This window comes from Kineosphaera limosa NBRC 100340 (assembly GCF_000298215.1).
Classification (GTDB): domain Bacteria; phylum Actinomycetota; class Actinomycetes; order Actinomycetales; family Dermatophilaceae; genus Kineosphaera; species Kineosphaera limosa.
Window position 1 is genome coordinate 1 of the sequence record NZ_BAHD01000011.1, and the last position, 17,109, is coordinate 17,109.

The window sequence follows — 17,109 nt, forward strand, 5'->3', positions numbered from 1 at the left end:
GGCTTGGCCAAGGCCTGACCTAGCCGCTGCTGTCGGCGTAGCCACGATCGGTGGCTACGCCGACAGCAGCGAGGGAGTGCTCGCTGGTGCGGCGGCGTGGTACAGGGCCAACGGGCGGCCGTCGACGTGGGTGACCGGCATGTGCAGACCGAAGACGTCGCGCAAGGTCTGCGCGGTCATGAACTCCTGCGGTGACCCGTCAGCGACGATTCCGCCGTCGCGCAAGGCCACGATCCGGTCGGCGTAGAACGAGGCGAAGTTGATGTCGTGCACGACGAGGACGATCGTGCGGCCCAGCTCGTCGGCTGCGCGGCGCAGCAAGTGCATCATCGTGACGCTGTGCGCCATGTCGAGGTTGTTCAGCGGCTCGTCGAGCAGCACGTAGTCGGTGTCCTGCGCCAGCACCATCGCGACGAATGCCCGCTGCCGCTGGCCGCCGGACAGCTCGTCGAGATAGCGGTGCCGCAGGTCGTTCAGGTCGAGGTAGGCCAACGCCGCCTCGACCTGCGTGCGGTCGGCCGCAGCGCCACTCCCGCGCTGGGAACGAGGCCGCCCGCGCCGGTGCGGAAAGCGACCGAATTCGACGAGGTCGCCGACGGTGAGCCGGATGGACAGGTGGTTCTCCTGGCGCAGAATCGCCAGGCGGCGGGCGAGGACGTCACCGGAGGCAGTCGTCACGTCGAGGTCGTCGAGGGTGATCCTGCCCTCGTCGGGAGGCAGCAGTCGGGCGATCATCGACAGCAGCGTCGACTTTCCGGCGCCATTGGGCCCGACGAAGCTGGTGAGGCCGCCGGCGGGGATCGTCAGGCTGACTCGATCGACGACCCGGGTCGACCCGTAGCTCTTGCTGACAGAGTCCAGCGTGATCATGGCGTGCTCCTTCGCAGCAGCAGGGTGATGAAGAGCAAACCGCCGACGAACTCGACGATGATCGCCAGATTGAGGTCCAAGTGCAGCAGGCGGTCGAGGGCGGTCTGCCCGCCGACCAGCACGAGCGCGCCGACGAGTGCCGCGGCGGGCAGCGCGAACCGGTGTCGGTAGCTACCGACCGCTTGGTACCCCAGGTGGGCGGCGATGAGCCCGAAGAACATCGTCGGACCGACGAGCGCCGTCGAGACGGCCACGAGTAGCACGACGACCAGGAGCACCCGCAGCAGTGTCCGGCGGTGGTCCACGCCGAGACCGACGGCGGTGTCGCGACCCAGCGCCATGACGTCGAGTCGTCGATGCATGGCGGCGATGGCGGGCACGACGGTGGCCACCACCAGGGCTGACATCGCCAAGGTGATCGGCGGCGCACCGGTGAAGTCGGCGAACATCCGGTCTTGCAACACGACGAAGACCGTGGGGTCCATGACGCGGGTGAAGAAGTTCGTCAGCGACCGCATGAGTACGCCGAGCACGATCCCCACCAGCGCCAGCAGGTGAAGGTCGTGACCCAGGCCGATCAGCAGGCGCCGGTACAACGTGTAGGCCAGGCCGGTCATGAGGCCGAGCGCCGTGAGGAACTGCACGGCGGGGGGTGTGGCCATGACACCGGCCGGGCCGAGCACATAGAACGCGACGGTCTGGATCAGGAGGTAGAGCGAATCCAGGCCCATGACCGACGGGGTGAGGATGTGGTTGTCGGTGATCGTGTGGAAGAGCACCGTCGCCACCCCGATGGCCGCCGCGACGAGCCCGAGCGTGGCGACCGTCTGCATCCGGCGGGGGAGCACGTAGGCGCGGGCCGGCCCCAAGTCGACGAACACGTACGCCAGGCAGGCGGCGACCAGCGCCGCCACGAGGACCAGCAGGACGAGACGGGCGCGGCGGTCTCTGGGGTCGCGGAAGTCGGGGTGGACGCCGGCGGATGGGTCGGACGGATTCTCCGCATCCTGAGAATGGCCCGAAGGGCCTGGGCGGGCGGCTGAAGGCCGCAGATCAGGTGGTGACACGGCGATCCTTGAGCAGCAGACGCAGGAAGACGGCGGCGCCGACCACGCCCAAGACAGTGCCCAGCGGCAGCTCGGCGGGATACCGCAGGAGCCGGGCCAACAGGTCGCAGGCGAGGACGAGTCCCGCGCCACCGAGGGCGACCCACAGCACGCTTCGGCGGGCGTTGTCGCCGAGGATGATGCGGGCCACATTCGGCACCACGAGTCCGAGGAAGGGGATCGCTCCGGTGGTCACGACGATCACGGCGACGACGACGGAGACCAGGCCCATGCCGAACCGGACTGTGGCTCGGTGGTTCAGGCCCAGGCTCGTCGTGAGGTCCGCTCCGAGCCCGGCGACGGTGAACCGGTCGGCGGTGACGATGAGCACGACGGTCAGCAACCCCACGAGCCACAGCAGCTCGTAGCGGCCGGCGATGACTGTGGAGAAGTCGGCGTTGGTCCAGGCTCCGAGCGACTGCAGCAAGTCGTTCTGCAGCGCAAGGAAGGTGGCCAGGGCGCCCACGATGCCGCCGAGCATGATCCCGACCAGGGGTACCAGGAGGGTCTGCGCGGTCGGTAGTCCACGCAGGATCCGCAGGAAGATCGCGGTGCCGACCAATGCGCAAGCGGCACCGCAGAGCATCTTGACCCCGACGGGGGCTGCGGGCAGCCACATCGTGGCGAGCAGGATGCCAAGACTGGCGAACTCGGTCGTGCCGGCGGTCGAGGGCTCGACGAAGCGGTTGCGCACGAGCAACTGCATGACCAGGCCGCTGACGGCCAGGGCCGAGCCCGCCAGAAGCAGGGCGACCGTGCGGGGCGCCCTGCTGATCAGCAGAGTGGCCAGGTCCAGATCGGCGACCCCGACGAAGATGCTGGCCACCGCGAGCGCGGCAACGGCGGCCGTCGCACCGAGAATGGCCGTCGCCCGGCGGCGCAGCGATGCGGACTTCGCAGGCTCCGTCCGACCCGACCCCGCCGACGCCTCCGCGACCCCGGCGCCACTCGCGATACCGGCGGGGCCATCTGCGCCGGCGAAGTCATCTGCACCCGCGGTCGGCCGACCGCTGTGGGAACTGGGGGCGCCCGCAGCGGTCGGCGCGGGGTGGGTCACGACGTCAGGGCGGACTCGACCTCGTCGACCATCGCGGGCAGGGTAGTCAGGCCCGTGCCCACGAGGTACCAGCTCTGGGAGTCCAGGTAGGTGATGTTGTCGTTCTTCGACGCTGTGGTCGAGGCGATGAGTGGGTTGTCAAGGACGACCTTGGCGGCCTGCCCGCCCTGACCGGTGGCGGCGTCGCGGTCGATGACGAACAGGTGGTCGGGGTTGGTCTGCTTGACGAACTCGAACGAGACGACCTGCCCGTGGGAGTCCTGCGCGAGATTCGGCGCGGCGGGTTTGAGGCCGAGGACGTCGTGGACGAATCCGAACCGCGAGCCCGGACCGTAGGCCGAGAGCTTGCTCCCCGTCACCATGAGCACCAAGGCGGTGCCGGAGTCGGCGGCCTTGGCCTTGACGTCGGCGATCTGTGTGTCGATCTGCGCCAGGCGCTCGTCGGCCTGAGCCTGCTTGCCGTAGACGGTGGCCAGCGTGGTGGCGGTGGATTTCAGGGTGGTGACGGCGTCGGCGCCCTTCTTGGCGGTCACGTCGATGACGGGTGCGATCTGCTTGGCCTCGTCGTACTGCGGGGCCGAGCGGCCGCCGAGCACGATGAGCGCCGGCTCACTGGCGGCGACCTTCTCCAGGTCGATCTCGCGCAGGGTACCCAGGTCGGTGTACTTCTCATCGGCGTACTTCTTGAGGTGCTCAGGCAGCCCCCGCTTGGGCAGCGCGGTCGGCTCGACGCCGAGGTAGTCGAGGGTGTCGAGCGCCCCGAAATCGGCGACGACGAAAGTCTGGGGAGAACTCGGCACCTCGACCTGGCCGCGCGCGTCCGTGACCGTCACCGTCGTGGGCGCCTGCGGCGTCGATTCGCCTTGGGCGCTCTGCGCGGTCGCACCACAGGCGGCCAGCGGCAGCGCAAGAGCGACCAGCGCGACGGCCGTGCGCCGCGAGCTGCCGCGATGGCCACGAGAGTTGCTGGCGCGCTGGGGGATACGGTGGACGAGAGCAGGCTGACGCACGAAGACTCCTGTGGTGAGTTAGGTAAGGCTTACCTAATCACGTTCCAGGCGGACGGTGTCAAGTGGACCGGCCTCGAGTCGGCCCGGTGCGCAGCGGCGGGCCTGTTGTCAGGCGAGGATGTTGGCGGGTGCCTTGGTCGGCTCCGACGTGGCGGCGACTCGCTGGTGGCGGGCGGCCGAGTCGGCGGCGAGCAGCACGAGCAGGGCGCCAAGCGTCATGGCCGCGCCGATCCACAGCGGCGAGGTGTAGCCGAGGCCGGCCGTGATCGTCAGGCCTCCGAGCCAGGCGCCGAGGGCGTTGCCGACGTTGAAGGCGGCGATGTTCGCACCGGAGGCCAGCGTGGGGGCGTTGCCGGCGTACTGCATGATCCGCAGTTGCAGGCCGGGCACGGTGGCGAAGCCGAAACCGCCCATGGCGACGAGCGCGACGATGGTTGCCGGCTGCGATCCCGCGACGAGGGCGAAGGCGATCATGACGAGCGTCAGGGCGCCGAAGACCACGGCGAGGGTGCGGCCGATCGAGCGGTCCGCGGCGCGACCGCCGAGGATGTTGCCGGCGAAGAGGCCGACGCCGAAGAGCACGAGCAGCCACGGTACGGCGCCGGCGGAGAAGCCGCTGACCTGCGTCAGCGTGTAGGCGATGTAGGTGAACGCGCCGAACATCCCGCCGAATCCGAGCACCGTCATGGCCAGTGAGGCCCACACCTGTCCGCTGCGGAAGGCGCCGATCTCGCCCCGCAGGTCGGTCTGGTCCTGCGCGGCCCTCGATCCGTTCGCGGTGCCGCTCGGCACGAGGATGGCGATCGCGATCATCGCAACGAGGCCGATGGCGGTGATGACCCAGAACGTCGCGCGCCAGCCGAACTGCTGGCCGATGAAGGTGCCGAAGGGTACGCCGAGCACATTGGCGATGGTCAGGCCGCCGAACATCATCGCGACCGCACCGGCCTTCTTCGCGGGCTCGACGAGGCTCGCGGCCACGACCGCTCCGATGCCGAAGAAGGCGCCGTGGTCGAGGGCGGCGAGGATGCGGCCGGCGAGCATCAGCTCGTAGGTCGGGGCGAGCGCGGAGAGCAGGTTGCCTGCGATGAACAGGACCATGAGGCCGAGCAGCACCTGCTTGCGCGGCAGGCGGGTCACGGCGGCGGTGAGGGCGACGGCTCCGACCGCGACCGCGAGCGCGTAGCCGGAGATGAGCCAGCCGGCGGCCGCCTCGTCGACGCCGAACGACTCCGCGACCTGCGGGAGCAGGCCGGCGATGACGAACTCGGTGAGGCCGATACCGAAGCCGCCCACGGCGAGGGCGAGCAGGGCAAGTGGCATGAGCGTGCCTTTCTGAGCATGCTCGGGCCGGGGCCCGAAGCGGGGTGAAGTGGGGGTGGGGTCGCGGCCACGATGTCGACGGCTCCCTGCATTCGCCGGTATCCGGCGTGTGCAATTAAAACTAGTTGCACACGCCGGATATTGCAAGCGCTAGAATTGCGAGTGACGAAAGGACTGATCGCCATGGGAATCCGCGACGACGCCCCTGCCCTCCGGACGACGGGCTGGCACCGACTAGCGGCGCTGCATCACCTCATCGAATCCGAGCTCGAGACCGACCTGCAGCGGGACTGCGGCCTGTCGGTCGTCGAGTTCACCGTGATGGATGCGCTGTCACGGCAGGACGGCTGGCACATGCGGATGTCCCAGCTCGCGCGGGTCGCCTCCCTCTCGCCCAGCGCCTCGACCCGGCTCGTCACGCGCCTGGAGAAGCGCGGCCTGCTGACCCGCATCCTCTGTGCGGATGACCGCCGCGGCATCTACACCGAACTGACGGCCTCCGGTCGCGAGGCGCTGGGGGCGGCGCAACCCGTGCACGACGCCGCCCTCCATCGAGCCCTCGACGCGGCGTGCGAGCTGCCGGAGTTGGCCGATCTCGTCGAGCTCGTCCCCGACCTGCGCCCGCAGGGCCCAGGGGTGCGGCACCTCGCGGCCGGCTGAGCGCAACACCTGCCGGGTAGGCAGCGGACCAGGGGGTCCGTTCCGGTAGCCGTCAGTTGGCCGCGTCGGTGAACGCTGCCGGGGCGGGGGCGGGGCGATTGGAGCCGTGATAGTCGAAGAACACGAGGTTGACCTTGGCGACGCCGACGAGGGTGCCGTCGGACTCGCGGATCACCCGGCAGATGACGTCGCCGCCGTAGCGGGTGAGGTCGACGATGCCGCTGTCCAGGCGCAACGTGTCGCGTAGGCGCGCCTCGGCCCGGTAGACGACGGCCAGGTCGGAGACGATGACGCCCGGGGTGCGCTCGTCGCCGATCTCGGAGATGCCCAGGTGCTCGAGGAATCGCGACCGGGCCTCGGCGACGAAGCTGACCAGCCGGTCGTGCGCCAGGTGCATGCCGGCGTTGATGTCGTCGAAGCGCACCTGCAGCGTGGTGCTGTGCGTGTAGGCCTGATCGGGGTACTCGAGCTTGAGGCGTGCCATGCCGGTCAGTCTCGCAGTCGGGTGGTCACGGCCGCGTGGCGGAATCTTGTCGGTGGTCGGCGCGAGACTGAGCGGCATGGGAGAGGCGCACATACCTCCGGGGTGGCCGCGGGCGGTGCCGCCACCGGACACGCCCGGCTGGCGCGAGGCCGCCGTACCGTGGTTGCTCGACCAGTGTCCCGCCGACTACCGGGCGTACGGCGTCTGGCGGCGCCATCCCGAGGCGCTCGCGTGGATCGCGGCTCGGCATGTGGCCGGCGAGGTCGAGGCCATGCGCTCGGCCTACCGCGTCGCGCGGGTCGAGTTGGGTGAGCAGGTGCCGCCCGAGGCGCTCCCGCAGGTCATCGACGCCCTCGAGCGCGAGGGCCTACGGTTGCGCGCCGACGCCCGCGCCGCCGACCTCATCTGGCAGGCCATGAGCGGCAAACGGTTCGTCCCCCGGCTGTGAGCCGTCACCGCCGGGGTGACCGGGATCGGTCAGCTGACGAGCGGGCCCAGCGGTTGTCCGGCGGCCCGGCGCGTGTCCACCTCAGTCGACGGGAACGGCGTCGGCGGCACCCTGGTCGCGCAGGCGGTTGCGCAGGCGCTGGGCGGCGTCGTCCATGGCCTCGGCGGTGGGGTTGGCGTCGGCGTTGCGGAAGTTCATGTCGGCAGCAGTCCACGTCGGCATCACGTGCAGGTGCACGTGCGGGATGTCGAAGCCGGCGATGAGCAGACCGACGAAGGGCGAGTCCCATTCCGCCCGCTGGGCGCGGCCGATGGTCTGGGCGACGCTGGTCAGGTGCCCCATGAGTTGGGGGGACAGGTCGGTCCAGACCTCGACCTCGTCGCGCGGCACCACGAGCGTGTGCCCCGGTGTGAGGGGCTCGATGGTCAGGAAGGCGACGCACTGGTCGTCCTGCCACACGAACCGCCCGGGGATCTGACCGTCGATGATCTTGGTGAACAGAGAAGCCATAGCCCCTGCCTACCGCCCCGCAGCGCCCACGGCAACCGTCAGCCAGTTGCGACTGCAGCGCCCACGCCGGCTACGGCTAGCTCACGTGATGAGGTCGGCGGGGCGAAAGGAGATCGGGTAGGGCTCGTCGACGGTGAACGGCTCGCTGCCCTCGACGCGAGTCGGCTCCCCGTAGCCGCGGGGGCCCAGGCGCCAGGTCGTGATGGTGGGTCCGTCGGGGTCGACGATCCAGTAGTGCCGACAGCCCGCGGCCTCCAGCCGGCTGTGCTTGATGGTGCGGTCGAAGCGTCGAGTCGACGGCGAGGCCACTTCGACGGCGAGCAGCGGCGTGGTCGGAAGGTTGCGCTCGGTCAGATCCGACCGGCGGGCGACGATCAGGTCGGGTTGCAGCACGGTGTCGTGGGCCAGAACCACCTCGAATGGCGCGAACAACACCTCCAGGTCGGCCGGGCAGTGCTCGCGAACGGCCAGATAGAGGTTGCCGAGGATCCGCTGGTGGACGTGGCGTGGGGCCGGGCTCACGATGAGCACCCCGTCGATGAGCTCATAGCGGTGCCCGTCATCGGGCAGCCCGGCCAGGTCGTCATACGTCAATGGACGGCCCCAGGGCAGTCCGGCCGGCGGTGGTGAGTTCGTGGCCGCCGCAGTCATGACACTCATCGTGCCCCCTATCCTTCACCCGGTCCACCCTGCCGTAGTGATCAACAGTACGTTGACAACGATGTGTTGATAACTGACGATGGGTGCATGGACGCAACGGAGAACCCGGGCGCAGGCGAGGCTCGGCGGCGGCTGTTGGATGCCGGGGCGGCGCAACTTGAGCGCCCGCCCTGGCGGCATCCCAACGAGGCACCCGTCGAGGATGTCGTGCTGCTGCGGTTCGCGCTCTGGCGGGCCAGCGCGCAGCCGGGGCCGGGGGCCTTGTCGCAGGTGGAGGCGGCGCTGGGGCTGCTGGAGAGCGCCCGCTCCGACCTTGAGGCCCTGGAGACCGCGCTGCTGTTCACCGCGCGCGCCGAGGGCCTGACCTGGGCTCGCATCGCTGAACTGCTGGGACTGCGTTCGGCGCAGGCCGCGCAGCAGCGCTATCAACGGATCTCGGAGCGCCCGGGGCGTGCCGGCTCTGACGCAGGGGAGCGCGCCGGCGCAGACGGTGCGTCACGGCGATGAGCGGCGCCCGATCGAGTGTCGAGGTCATGACGCTGCAGGCGGTCCGGTTGGCCGGGGTGGCCGACGACGCTGCGGTCCTCGACCGGGCCTTCGCGGCCGAGGGCGAGGTGTTCGGCGTCCTCGACCGTGCGGGTCGGGCGGGGCTGGTGGAGCGGATGACGTTCGCCGATCTGCAGGGGTGGACATTGACAGAGCTCGGGGCAGGCCACCTCGCCGGACTGCTGACCGCCGAACGGGAGTCGCTGGCGACCCACGCCGTGCTGGAGTCGGCGCTGGCGGCGTTCGAACCGGTCAACGCGCGCTTCGTCGAGCTGGTCTCGCGCTGGCAACTGGCCGCGCCCGGCATGGACGCCGCCTCCGGTCGCGCCGACCTGGGCGACCTACTGGCTGCGCTGACCCAGTTGGGCGGGCAACTGCGGGTGGTGTTGGCCGATCTCGTCGCGGCGCTCCCACGGTTCGGCCGCTATCCGGCCCAGTACGACCTCGCCCTGGCCAAGGCCGCCGAGGAGGGGCTGCGCTGGGTGACCGGCATCGGGCTGCTCTCCTGCCACGTCGTGTGGGCCGAGCTGCACCAAGACCTGTTCTCCAGTCTCGGCCGCAGCCGATACGACCTGCCGGATGGGCAGCGGTGAGCGCCCCGGCGGTCCGCACCCTGTACCTGGTGCGCCATGGCGAGGCCGACGCCCTCGGCCAGCTCACCGACGTCGGTCGCGACCAGTGCCGGCGGCTGGCGGGCCGCTTCGCCGGTGTGCCCCTCGACGTCATCTGGCACTCCCCGCTGCCGCGCGCGGTCGAGAGCGCGGCGAGCATCGCGGATCTCCTGCCGCGCCCTCTCCTCGATGAGGCGCCCGAGCTCGTCGATCACGTCCCGTTCGTCCCGCAACCGGAGGATCGCTCAGGGGCCTGGACCGGCTTCTTCGACGGCTACACCGCTGCGGAGGCCGCTGCCGGCCTGCAGGCAGCCCGTGCCCTGACCGCTCGGTTCGCCCGCCCACCGTCGCCCGGGCAGCGCTCGACCCACGAGCTGCTCGTGACGCACGCCTATCCGGTCGCGTGGCTGCTGCGGGAGTTTCTCGGCGCGCCCCCGGCGGCGTGGCTGTCGCTGAGCGCCATCGCGAACACGGGCGTCAGTGTCGTCGAACTAGCGCAGGAGGAGCCGCCGATCGTTCGGTGCGTCAACGAGCGATCGCACCTGCAGCTTGCCGCAGCGACGGGCGGGCGACCGTGAGTGTCGTGGCCCTGCCGGACGCGGGGTCGCCGGCGTGCGGCGGTAAAGCTGCGGCCCTGGCGCTCCTCGCACGCGCCGACGTGCCCGTGCCCGATGGCTTCGTCGTCCCGGTGCGGGAGTACTGGCGGCACGTCGGTGACTCGGACCTGGCGGGCTCGGCCTGCGGCAACGCGGAGATCGACGTGCCCCTGGACCAGCCAGGACGTGTGCCGGCGCAGCGGCCCGCCGGGCGCCTTGCGCCGGACTTACTGGCGGCTATCGAGGCGGGGTTGACGCGGATGTTCGGGGTGCCGGACGGCGGACACGTGGCGGTGCGCTCCAGCGCCACCAGCGAAGACACCGCCGGGGCCTCGGCCGCCGGGCAGCACGACACGGTCCTCGCCGTGCGGGGGACGCAGGCCGTTGCCGCCGCGGTCATCCACTGTTGGGCGTCGCTGCGCAGCGACCGCGCCCGCGCCTACCGCGACGCCATTTCCCCCGGCGAGGCGCCGGCGATGGCGGTGCTCGTCCAGCGATTCATCGACGCAGACGCCTCCGGCGTGCTGTTCACCGGCGCCCCGCCGACCCGGCGGCGGGTCATCGAGGCGACACCCGGGATCGGGGACGGCCTCGTCGGCGGTCAATGCACCCCGGACTCCTGGACCCTCGACGACACCGGCGTCGTCGCCCGCCGGCTCGGCGCGATCACGCAGCGGCGCGACCGCCACGGTGACGGCATCGCTCGCAGCGTCATCGAGAGTCACACGCAACAGTGTGTAACGGACGGGCAGGTCGCCACGCTCGACGAGCTGGGACGACGCATCGCCGACATCCTGCGAGCCCCGGCCGACGTCGAGTGGGCCCTCGCCGGCGGCCGATTCCACATCCTGCAGGCGCGCCCGATCACCGCGGCCCTCCCGCAGGCGCGCACAGCTCCCGACGCCGACCGCGACCCTCACACTCAGGCCGGCGAGGCCCAGGGCCCCGGGGCGGGCGCAGCCTCGCCGACTGCGACCCCACTCCACGGCATCCCCGCCAGCCCGGGCCGGGCGACGGGACCGGCCCGGATCATCCGCGGCCCCGGCGACTTCGCCCGCGTGCGTCCGGGCGACATCCTCGTGTGCCGCACGACCGACCCCGCGTGGACGCCGCTGTTCCGCGTCGCCGCGGGCGTCGCTACCGAGGTCGGCGGGCTGCTCTCGCACGCCGCCATCGTCGCCCGGGAGTTGCGCCTCCCCGCTGTTCTGGCGGTGCCCGGCGTCACGACCGAGCTGCGCGACGGCGCCGTCGTCACGCTCGACGCCGACGCCGGCACGATCCTGCGGTAGCGGCGACCCTCGAAGGCGATGCTCGGCGTCAGCCGGTGTTCTGCAGCCCCGCGGCCGCGCCGTTGACGGTGAGCAGCAAAATGCGGCGCCAGGCCTGCTCGTCGGGGCGGTCCCCGGTGCGTGGGTCGTGCGGGTGGCGCAGCATGCGCAGGGCGCGCAACTGCAGGTGACTCAGCGCGTTCACGTAGGGCATGCGCAGCCGGATGGTCGTGTGCAGGTGTGGCTTTCGTTCCAGCAGTTCGCGCTGGTCGAGGACGGCCAGCACCAGCCGCATCGACAGGTCGTACTCGGTGAGGATCTGCTCGGCCAGGTCCGGGCGGCGCCCCAACGCCAGATACTGCTGGGCGATGCCCCGGTCGGTCTTGGCCAGCGACATCTCCGCCACGTCGATCATGGCGGCGAACAGCGGCCAGCTCGCGTACGCCTCCCGCAGGAGCGCGACGTCGTCCACCGCGGCCAATCCAGAACCCAATCCGTACCAGCCCGGCAGGTTGACCCGCGTCTGCGCCCAGCTGAACACCCACGGGATCGCCCGCAGGTCATCCAGAGACCGCCCGCTCGTCGCACCGCTGCGTCGGGCAGGTCGTGACCCCAGCCGCAGCTCGCCGATCTCGTCCAACGGGCTGACCTCGGCGATGAGGTCCGCGAAGCCCGGCGCCTGCACCAGCGCCCGATAGCAACCCCGCGACTGGGTGTCGATGATCCGGCCCAAATCGGCGTACCGGGCCGCCGCGGCCTCCCGCTGCGCCGCCAGCTCGGGGGCGTCGGTCAGCAGGACCGCCGAGGTCAGCCGCTCCAGGTGGCGCTGGGCGATCATGACATCGGCGTACCGGGCGAAGATCACCTCACCCTGCTCGGTCACCTTGAACCGGCCGTCCACGGAGCCCGAGGGCTGCGCCAGGATCGCGCGGTGCAGCGGTCCGCCGCCACGTCCTAGCGACCCGCCGCGGCCATGGAACAACGTCAGCTGCACCCGTGCCTCCCGGGCCCACGCCACCAGTTCGCGCTCGGCGCGGTCCAGCGTCAGGGTGGCGCTCGCCGGCCCGACGTCCTTGGCCGAGTCCGAGTAGCCGACCATCACCTCCACCGCGCGGGCCTGCCCGGAGTCGAGCCAGGCCTGCGTCGAGGCCAACTGCGACCAGGAGGCGAGGATCGAGACCGCGTTGGCCAGGTCGGCCCCGGTCTCGAACAGCGGCACGACATCCAGGCGCATCGGGGCATCGCCCACGGCCAACCGGGCCAGCGCGCGGACGGCGGCCAGGTCGGCCGCGTTGCGGGTGAACGATACAATGTAGCGCCCGCAGCACGAGGTGCCCCACCGCTGCTGCAGCCACGCCATGACCCGGATGGTGTCGAGCACCTCCTGGGTGCGTTGGGTCGTCGGCACAACCGTGCGGGGCCAGCCCTGCGTGGCGAGCCGGTCGAGCACCTCGATGTCTTGCGCGGCCCGAGCGGGGTCTAGCGCCGGATCGCCCAGCTGCCCCAACAACTCGGTCAGGGCTGCTTCGTGCACGGCCGAGTGCTGCCGGACCTCCAGCTCGGCGAGGTGAAAGCCGAACGTTTCCACGAGCCAGATGAGGTGCTGCAGTTCGCCGCGGGCGGTGCGCTCGTCTCCGGCGGCCACGAGGCTGTCCTGCACCAGGCGCAGATCGGTGATCATCTCCGCCGGCTCGTGATAGGTCAGATCAGCCCGTTGCGCCCGCGTCGCCGCCACCCGCGCCGCGATCACCAGCATCTTCTGTCGGTGCGGCTCGTCGGGGGAGTCCTTGGCGAACTTGGCGAACGCCTCCGGCAGGGCTACCGCGTCGACCGCGAGGGAGGCCAGCAGCGCATCCGACGGCGGGGTCCACAGCAGGTCCATCGTCATCGTCCGCGCAATGCGCTCGACCGTGGCGTGCAGTTGCGCCAGGGCCTGCTCAGCCTGCTGCGCCATCGTCTCGCGCGTCACCGCCGCCGTGACGTGCGGATTGCCGTCGCGGTCGCCGCCGACCCACGAGCCGAACCGCAGGAATGCCGGGACGTGCGGCGCGGCGCGGCCGGGGTCGGCGGCCGGCAGCGCCGCCTCCACGCTGCGATACAGCCGGGGGATAGCACGGAACAGTGTGTGATCGAAGACGGTGAGCATCGTCTTGACCTCGTCACGCGGCTCCGGCTGCGTCGAACGCAACGTGGAGGTGCGGGCCAGGATGTCGATGTTCTCCAGGAGCCGCCGCCGCGCCACCGCCTGCTCGGCCGGACCGTTGTGCGGATCGTCGTAGCGGTCCAGTTGCGCGGCGATCCGGGTCAGGGCGCCGGTCACGGCCCGCCGTCGCGCCTCCGTGGGATGGGCCGTCAGCACCGGGTGCACGCGCAACTCCTGCAGCCGGGCCGACACGTCGACCTCGTCCGACAAGGCGGTGATGGCCTCCCCGACCCCACCCGCGTCGACGCCGCCGGTGAACTCCCCGTCTTCCACCCGCAGCGACCGCGACCGCAGTCGCTCCTCGGCCAGGTTCGTCAGGTGCAGATGCACGGTGACCGCGCGGGTCAGCCGCGCGGTGGTGTCGTGGTCGAGCGAGGCGACGATCGCCTGGGCGCGCGAGCCGTCGTCGCTCGCCCCACTCTCGGCGCAGGCCTGGACGAGTGCGGCGAGCACCTGCACGAGGTCTGCGCCACCGCCCTCGGTGAGCACCTGCTCGTGCAGGCCGGAGAGAAAGTCGAGGTCGGCATCCAGCGCTGGGGTCAGGGTCGGGTCGGCGTTCGAGACGCTGTCCTGAGACATGCCTCACAGCCTACGGCGCTCACCAGCAACGACCTTCTCCAGCCTGCTCCCACCGCAGCCACAGGCGTAGTCTCGGGTAGTTGCCTACTCTGCCCCTACTCTTCGCGAGTGGGCTTCGGTACCGCTGACACCTACTGATGCCGACTGACGCCTACTGGAAGGACCTGTCCGACGTGAGCCTGCTGGCTTCGATTTCCGGCCCCGCGGACCTGCGCGACCTGACCCGCGAGCAACTGAACGAACTCGCCTGGCAGGTGCGCGACTTCCTCGTCGAGCAGGTCTCCCGCACCGGCGGGCACCTCGGTCCCAACCTCGGGGTCGTCGAGCTGACGATCGCGCTGCACCGAGTCTTCGACTCCCCGCGCGACTCGATCGTCTTCGACACCGGGCACATCGCCTACGTGCACAAGCTGCTCACCGGCCGGCAGGACTTCGGCGGGCTGCGCTCGCGGGGCGGGCTCTCCGGGTACCCCTGTCGCGCCGAATCCGCCCACGACGTCGTCGAGAACTCGCACGCCTCCGGCTCCTTGTCGTGGGCGGCCGGCATCGCCCGGGGCCGTCGGCTGCGCGGGCAGACCGACCGACGCACCGTGGCGATCATCGGCGACGGCGCCCTGACCGGCGGCATGGCGTGGGAGGCGCTCAACGACATCGCCGCCGACAAAGACCTGCCGCTGACGATCATCGTCAACGACAACGAACGCTCCTACGCACCCACTGGCGGCGGGCTCGCCGAACACCTGGCGCAACTGCGCATCAGCCGGGGTTACGAGGACGTGCTCTCGTGGGGGCGGCGCACCCTGACCGGCACCCCCGTCGTCGGGCAGCGCGCGTTCGAGGCGCTGCACGGCATCAAGAAGGGACTCAAAGACATCGTCGCGCCGCAGGTCATGTTCGAGGACCTGGGCCTGAAGTACATCGGGCCGGTCGACGGGCACGACCTCGACCAGCTGCACACGGCACTGCGCCGCGCCCGCGATTTCGATGGGCCCGTGCTCGTGCACGTGCTGACCGAGAAGGGCCACGGCTACGAGCCGGCACGCAACCACGAGGACGACCAGTTTCACGCGGTCGGCGTCATCAACCCCGAGACCGGGCTGCCGCTGGAGATCGCTGGGCGCAGCTGGACCGACACCTTCAGCGACGCGCTCGGCCAGATCGGCGCCCAACGCCCGGAGGTCGTGGCGCTCACCGCCGCGATGCTCATCCCGGTCGGCCTGCGCGACTTCGCGGCCGCACACCCCGAGCGGGTCTTCGACGTCGGCATCGCCGAGCAGCACGGGGTGGCCATGGCCGCCGGGCTCGCGTTCACCGGGCTGCACCCGGTCGTCGCCGTGTACTCCACCTTCCTCAACCGCGCCTTCGACCAGGTGCTCATGGACTGCGCGCTGCACCGCGCGGGCGTGACGTTCGTGCTCGACCGCGCCGGGGCGACCGGCAACGACGGACCCTCGCACAACGGCATGTGGGACATGTCGCTACTCGGGGTCGTGCCGGGCCTACGGCTGGCCGCGCCCCGCGACGGCGAGACGCTGGCGCAGGAGCTGGCCGAGGCCGTGGCGGTGACCGACGGGCCGACTGTGCTGCGCTTCCCCAAGGGGACCGAACCGTCTGCGGTACCGGCGCTGGAGCGCGCTGACGGCCTCGACGTGCTCGCTCGCCACGGCGTCGGGCCGGGGGAGAGCCCGGACGTGCTGATCGTGGCCGTCGGGTCGATGGCACCGCTGAGCCTGGAGGCCGGCGCCAAGATCGCCGCCCAGGGACACCGCGTGGAGGTCGTGGACCCGCGGTGGGTGCTGCCGGTCGCCCCGGCGTTGGTGGCCAGGGCAGCCGGAGCCGGATCGGTGGCGGTCGTCGAAGACGGCGTCGTCTCCGGGGGTATCGGCGACCGGATCGCGGGTGCTCTCGCGGCGGCCGGTGTGAGCACCCCGGTGCACCGTTTCGGGCTGCCCAAGGAGTTTATCGAGCACGCCAGTCGCGCCCAGGTGCTCACCGACGCCGGCCTGACCGCCGAGCAGGTGGCCGACCGCCTCATCGACCAGCTCGGCCCGGCAGCTCCCACCCCGCGCGACACCCTGCGCCTCGCCTGAGCCCCCAGCCCGCGCGCCGAGCCCCCGCTCGTCGCGGACGAGGGCGCGTTCTGCCTGCGCGGGCGCGGCGGGTGCGATAAGCAAGGGGCATGACCTCAGCCAGCGCAGCCCCGCAGTTCACGATCGCCGTCGAGGGCGGCGACCTGACCGTCCACGACCTGTCCGGGCCGGAGGCCGGGGCCGACGCGCCGCTCGTCGTGCTCGTGCACGGCATCACGGCCAACGGGCTCTCCTGGGGTTCGACGGCCGCCGCGCTCGCGGACGACCCCGCGACCTCGCGATGCCGGGTGTGGGCCCCCGACCTGCGCGGCCGCGCCGGCAGCCGCGGCGTCGGCAGCGACGGTGACCAGTACGGTCTGGCCGCCCACGTCGCGGACCTCGTGGCGTTGGCGGACCACGCGCAGGTCGAGCGGTTCGTGCTGGTCGGGCACTCGATGGGCGGGTTCATCGGAGCGCTGGCGGCGGTGACGATCCCGGCGCGGCTGCACGGGGTCGTGTTGGTCGACGGTGGCCCGGCGTTCCCGCCGCCGCCGGACCTCGACATCGACGCGGCGCTGCAGGCGGTCATCGGCCCGGCGATGGCGCGGCTGTCGATGACGTTCGCCGACGACGGCGCCTACCTGGACTTCTGGCGCCAGCACCCCGCGGTGGCCCCGCTACTCGCGGGTCCGCACGCCGACGCCGTGACCGCCTACCTGCTGCACGACCTCATCGACGCGCCCGACGGCAGTGGGCAGAAGGTGTCGTCGTGCGTCGTCGACGCGATCCGCGCCGACGGTCGCGACGTGCTGGCCGACGAGCGCACTCACGTGGGCGTGCGCGTGGCCGCCGAGGCTGGCGTGCCGATCGAATTCATCTGGGCCCAGCGGGGCCTGCTCAACGAGGACCAGGGTCTGTACGACGAGCAGCGCATCGCCGCACTCCAGTTGCCCGCACAGGTGTCCGTCACCGCGGTGCGCGACGTCAACCACTACAGCGTGATCTTCGACCCCGCCGGCACCACGATCATCCGCGACGCAGTAGCCCGCATCCTGCGCTGAGTCGAGCCGGCGTCACGGCCCTCGCCGCACTAGGCGCCACGAGCACTA

The 17,109-nt window shown here is 71.3% G+C and carries 17 protein-coding genes; 8 read left to right on the plus strand and 9 right to left on the minus strand.

Annotation, left to right across the window (positions count from 1 at the left end; genetic code table 11):
- Positions 1 to 54 precede the first annotated feature (54 nt).
- From KILIM_RS03590 to KILIM_RS03610, 5 genes are all read right to left on the minus strand, one after another.
- Positions 55 to 870, minus strand: coding sequence for an iron ABC transporter ATP-binding protein (locus KILIM_RS03590; protein WP_006591260.1), 816 nt, complete (start codon positions 868 to 870; stop codon positions 55 to 57).
- A complete protein-coding gene (locus tag KILIM_RS03595; protein ID WP_006591261.1) occupies positions 867 to 1,937 on the minus strand; it encodes an iron chelate uptake ABC transporter family permease subunit in 1,071 nt (356 codons plus the stop codon). Before KILIM_RS03595 ends, KILIM_RS03590 begins: the two co-directional genes overlap by 4 nt.
- A complete protein-coding gene (locus KILIM_RS03600) occupies positions 1,924 to 2,802 on the minus strand; it encodes an ABC transporter permease (protein WP_255247601.1) in 879 nt (292 codons plus the stop codon). The genes KILIM_RS03595 and KILIM_RS03600 overlap by 14 nt, the downstream gene beginning before the upstream one ends.
- Positions 2,803 to 3,029: 227 nt before the next feature.
- On the minus strand, positions 3,030 to 4,043 hold the full coding sequence (locus KILIM_RS03605; protein WP_006591263.1) for a siderophore ABC transporter substrate-binding protein: 1,014 nt from the start codon (positions 4,041 to 4,043) through the stop codon (positions 3,030 to 3,032).
- Between the two features lie 108 nt (positions 4,044 to 4,151).
- Positions 4,152 to 5,366: an MFS transporter gene (locus KILIM_RS03610; protein ID WP_006591264.1), complete on the minus strand. Its 1,215-nt coding sequence runs from the start codon at positions 5,364 to 5,366 to the stop codon at positions 4,152 to 4,154.
- A gap of 183 nt (positions 5,367 to 5,549) precedes the next feature.
- Between KILIM_RS03610 and KILIM_RS03615 the strand changes: the two genes are divergently transcribed.
- Positions 5,550 to 6,026 (plus strand): MarR family winged helix-turn-helix transcriptional regulator, encoded by a 477-nt coding sequence (locus tag KILIM_RS03615; RefSeq protein WP_006591265.1) that lies wholly within the window; start codon positions 5,550 to 5,552, stop codon positions 6,024 to 6,026.
- Between the two features lie 52 nt (positions 6,027 to 6,078).
- Here KILIM_RS03615 and KILIM_RS03620 read toward each other — a convergent pair whose 3' ends face one another.
- On the minus strand, positions 6,079 to 6,510 hold the full coding sequence (locus KILIM_RS03620; RefSeq protein WP_040562121.1) for an acyl-CoA thioesterase: 432 nt from the start codon (positions 6,508 to 6,510) through the stop codon (positions 6,079 to 6,081).
- 76 nt (positions 6,511 to 6,586) lie between these two features.
- On the opposite strand from KILIM_RS03620, the gene KILIM_RS03625 reads away from it, so the two are divergent.
- Positions 6,587 to 6,958: a hypothetical protein gene (locus KILIM_RS03625; protein ID WP_006591267.1), complete on the plus strand. Its 372-nt coding sequence runs from the start codon at positions 6,587 to 6,589 to the stop codon at positions 6,956 to 6,958.
- A gap of 81 nt (positions 6,959 to 7,039) precedes the next feature.
- Here KILIM_RS03625 and KILIM_RS03630 read toward each other — a convergent pair whose 3' ends face one another.
- Complete coding sequence (locus KILIM_RS03630; protein WP_006591268.1) at positions 7,040 to 7,468, minus strand: HIT family protein; 429 nt, start codon at positions 7,466 to 7,468, stop codon at positions 7,040 to 7,042.
- Positions 7,469 to 7,549: 81 nt separating this feature from the next.
- Positions 7,550 to 8,128: a Uma2 family endonuclease gene (locus tag KILIM_RS03635; protein WP_006591269.1), complete on the minus strand. Its 579-nt coding sequence runs from the start codon at positions 8,126 to 8,128 to the stop codon at positions 7,550 to 7,552.
- Between the two features lie 87 nt (positions 8,129 to 8,215).
- Here KILIM_RS03635 and KILIM_RS03640 point away from each other — a divergent pair, with 87 nt between their 5' ends.
- The 4 genes from KILIM_RS03640 to KILIM_RS03655 are packed head-to-tail and all read left to right on the plus strand — an operon-like array spanning position 8,216 to position 11,170.
- Positions 8,216 to 8,635, plus strand: a complete 420-nt coding sequence (locus tag KILIM_RS03640; protein ID WP_006591270.1) for a protein kinase family protein — start codon at positions 8,216 to 8,218, stop codon at positions 8,633 to 8,635.
- The gene (locus tag KILIM_RS03645) at positions 8,632 to 9,267 is read left to right on the plus strand and encodes a hypothetical protein (RefSeq protein WP_006591271.1); all 636 of its coding nucleotides are present in this window, start codon (positions 8,632 to 8,634) and stop codon (positions 9,265 to 9,267) included. Before KILIM_RS03640 ends, KILIM_RS03645 begins: the two co-directional genes overlap by 4 nt.
- Entirely contained in the window at positions 9,264 to 9,863 is a 600-nt protein-coding gene (locus KILIM_RS03650; protein ID WP_006591272.1) for a histidine phosphatase family protein, read from the plus strand. The genes KILIM_RS03645 and KILIM_RS03650 overlap by 4 nt, the downstream gene beginning before the upstream one ends.
- A 5-nt stretch (positions 9,864 to 9,868) precedes the next feature.
- Positions 9,869 to 11,170, plus strand: coding sequence for a PEP/pyruvate-binding domain-containing protein (locus KILIM_RS03655; RefSeq protein ID WP_040562126.1), 1,302 nt, complete (start codon positions 9,869 to 9,871; stop codon positions 11,168 to 11,170).
- 28 nt (positions 11,171 to 11,198) lie between these two features.
- Here KILIM_RS03655 and KILIM_RS03660 read toward each other — a convergent pair whose 3' ends face one another.
- Positions 11,199 to 13,931: a phosphoenolpyruvate carboxylase gene (locus tag KILIM_RS03660; RefSeq protein ID WP_006591274.1), complete on the minus strand. Its 2,733-nt coding sequence runs from the start codon at positions 13,929 to 13,931 to the stop codon at positions 11,199 to 11,201.
- Positions 13,932 to 14,068: 137 nt separating this feature from the next.
- Between KILIM_RS03660 and dxs the strand changes: the two genes are divergently transcribed.
- Positions 14,069 to 16,021, plus strand: coding sequence for a 1-deoxy-D-xylulose-5-phosphate synthase (gene dxs / locus KILIM_RS03665; protein ID WP_006591275.1), 1,953 nt, complete (start codon positions 14,069 to 14,071; stop codon positions 16,019 to 16,021).
- Positions 16,022 to 16,110: 89 nt separating this feature from the next.
- Positions 16,111 to 17,061, plus strand: a complete 951-nt coding sequence (locus KILIM_RS03670) for an alpha/beta hydrolase (protein WP_006591276.1) — start codon at positions 16,111 to 16,113, stop codon at positions 17,059 to 17,061.
- Positions 17,062 to 17,109 lie beyond the last annotated feature (48 nt).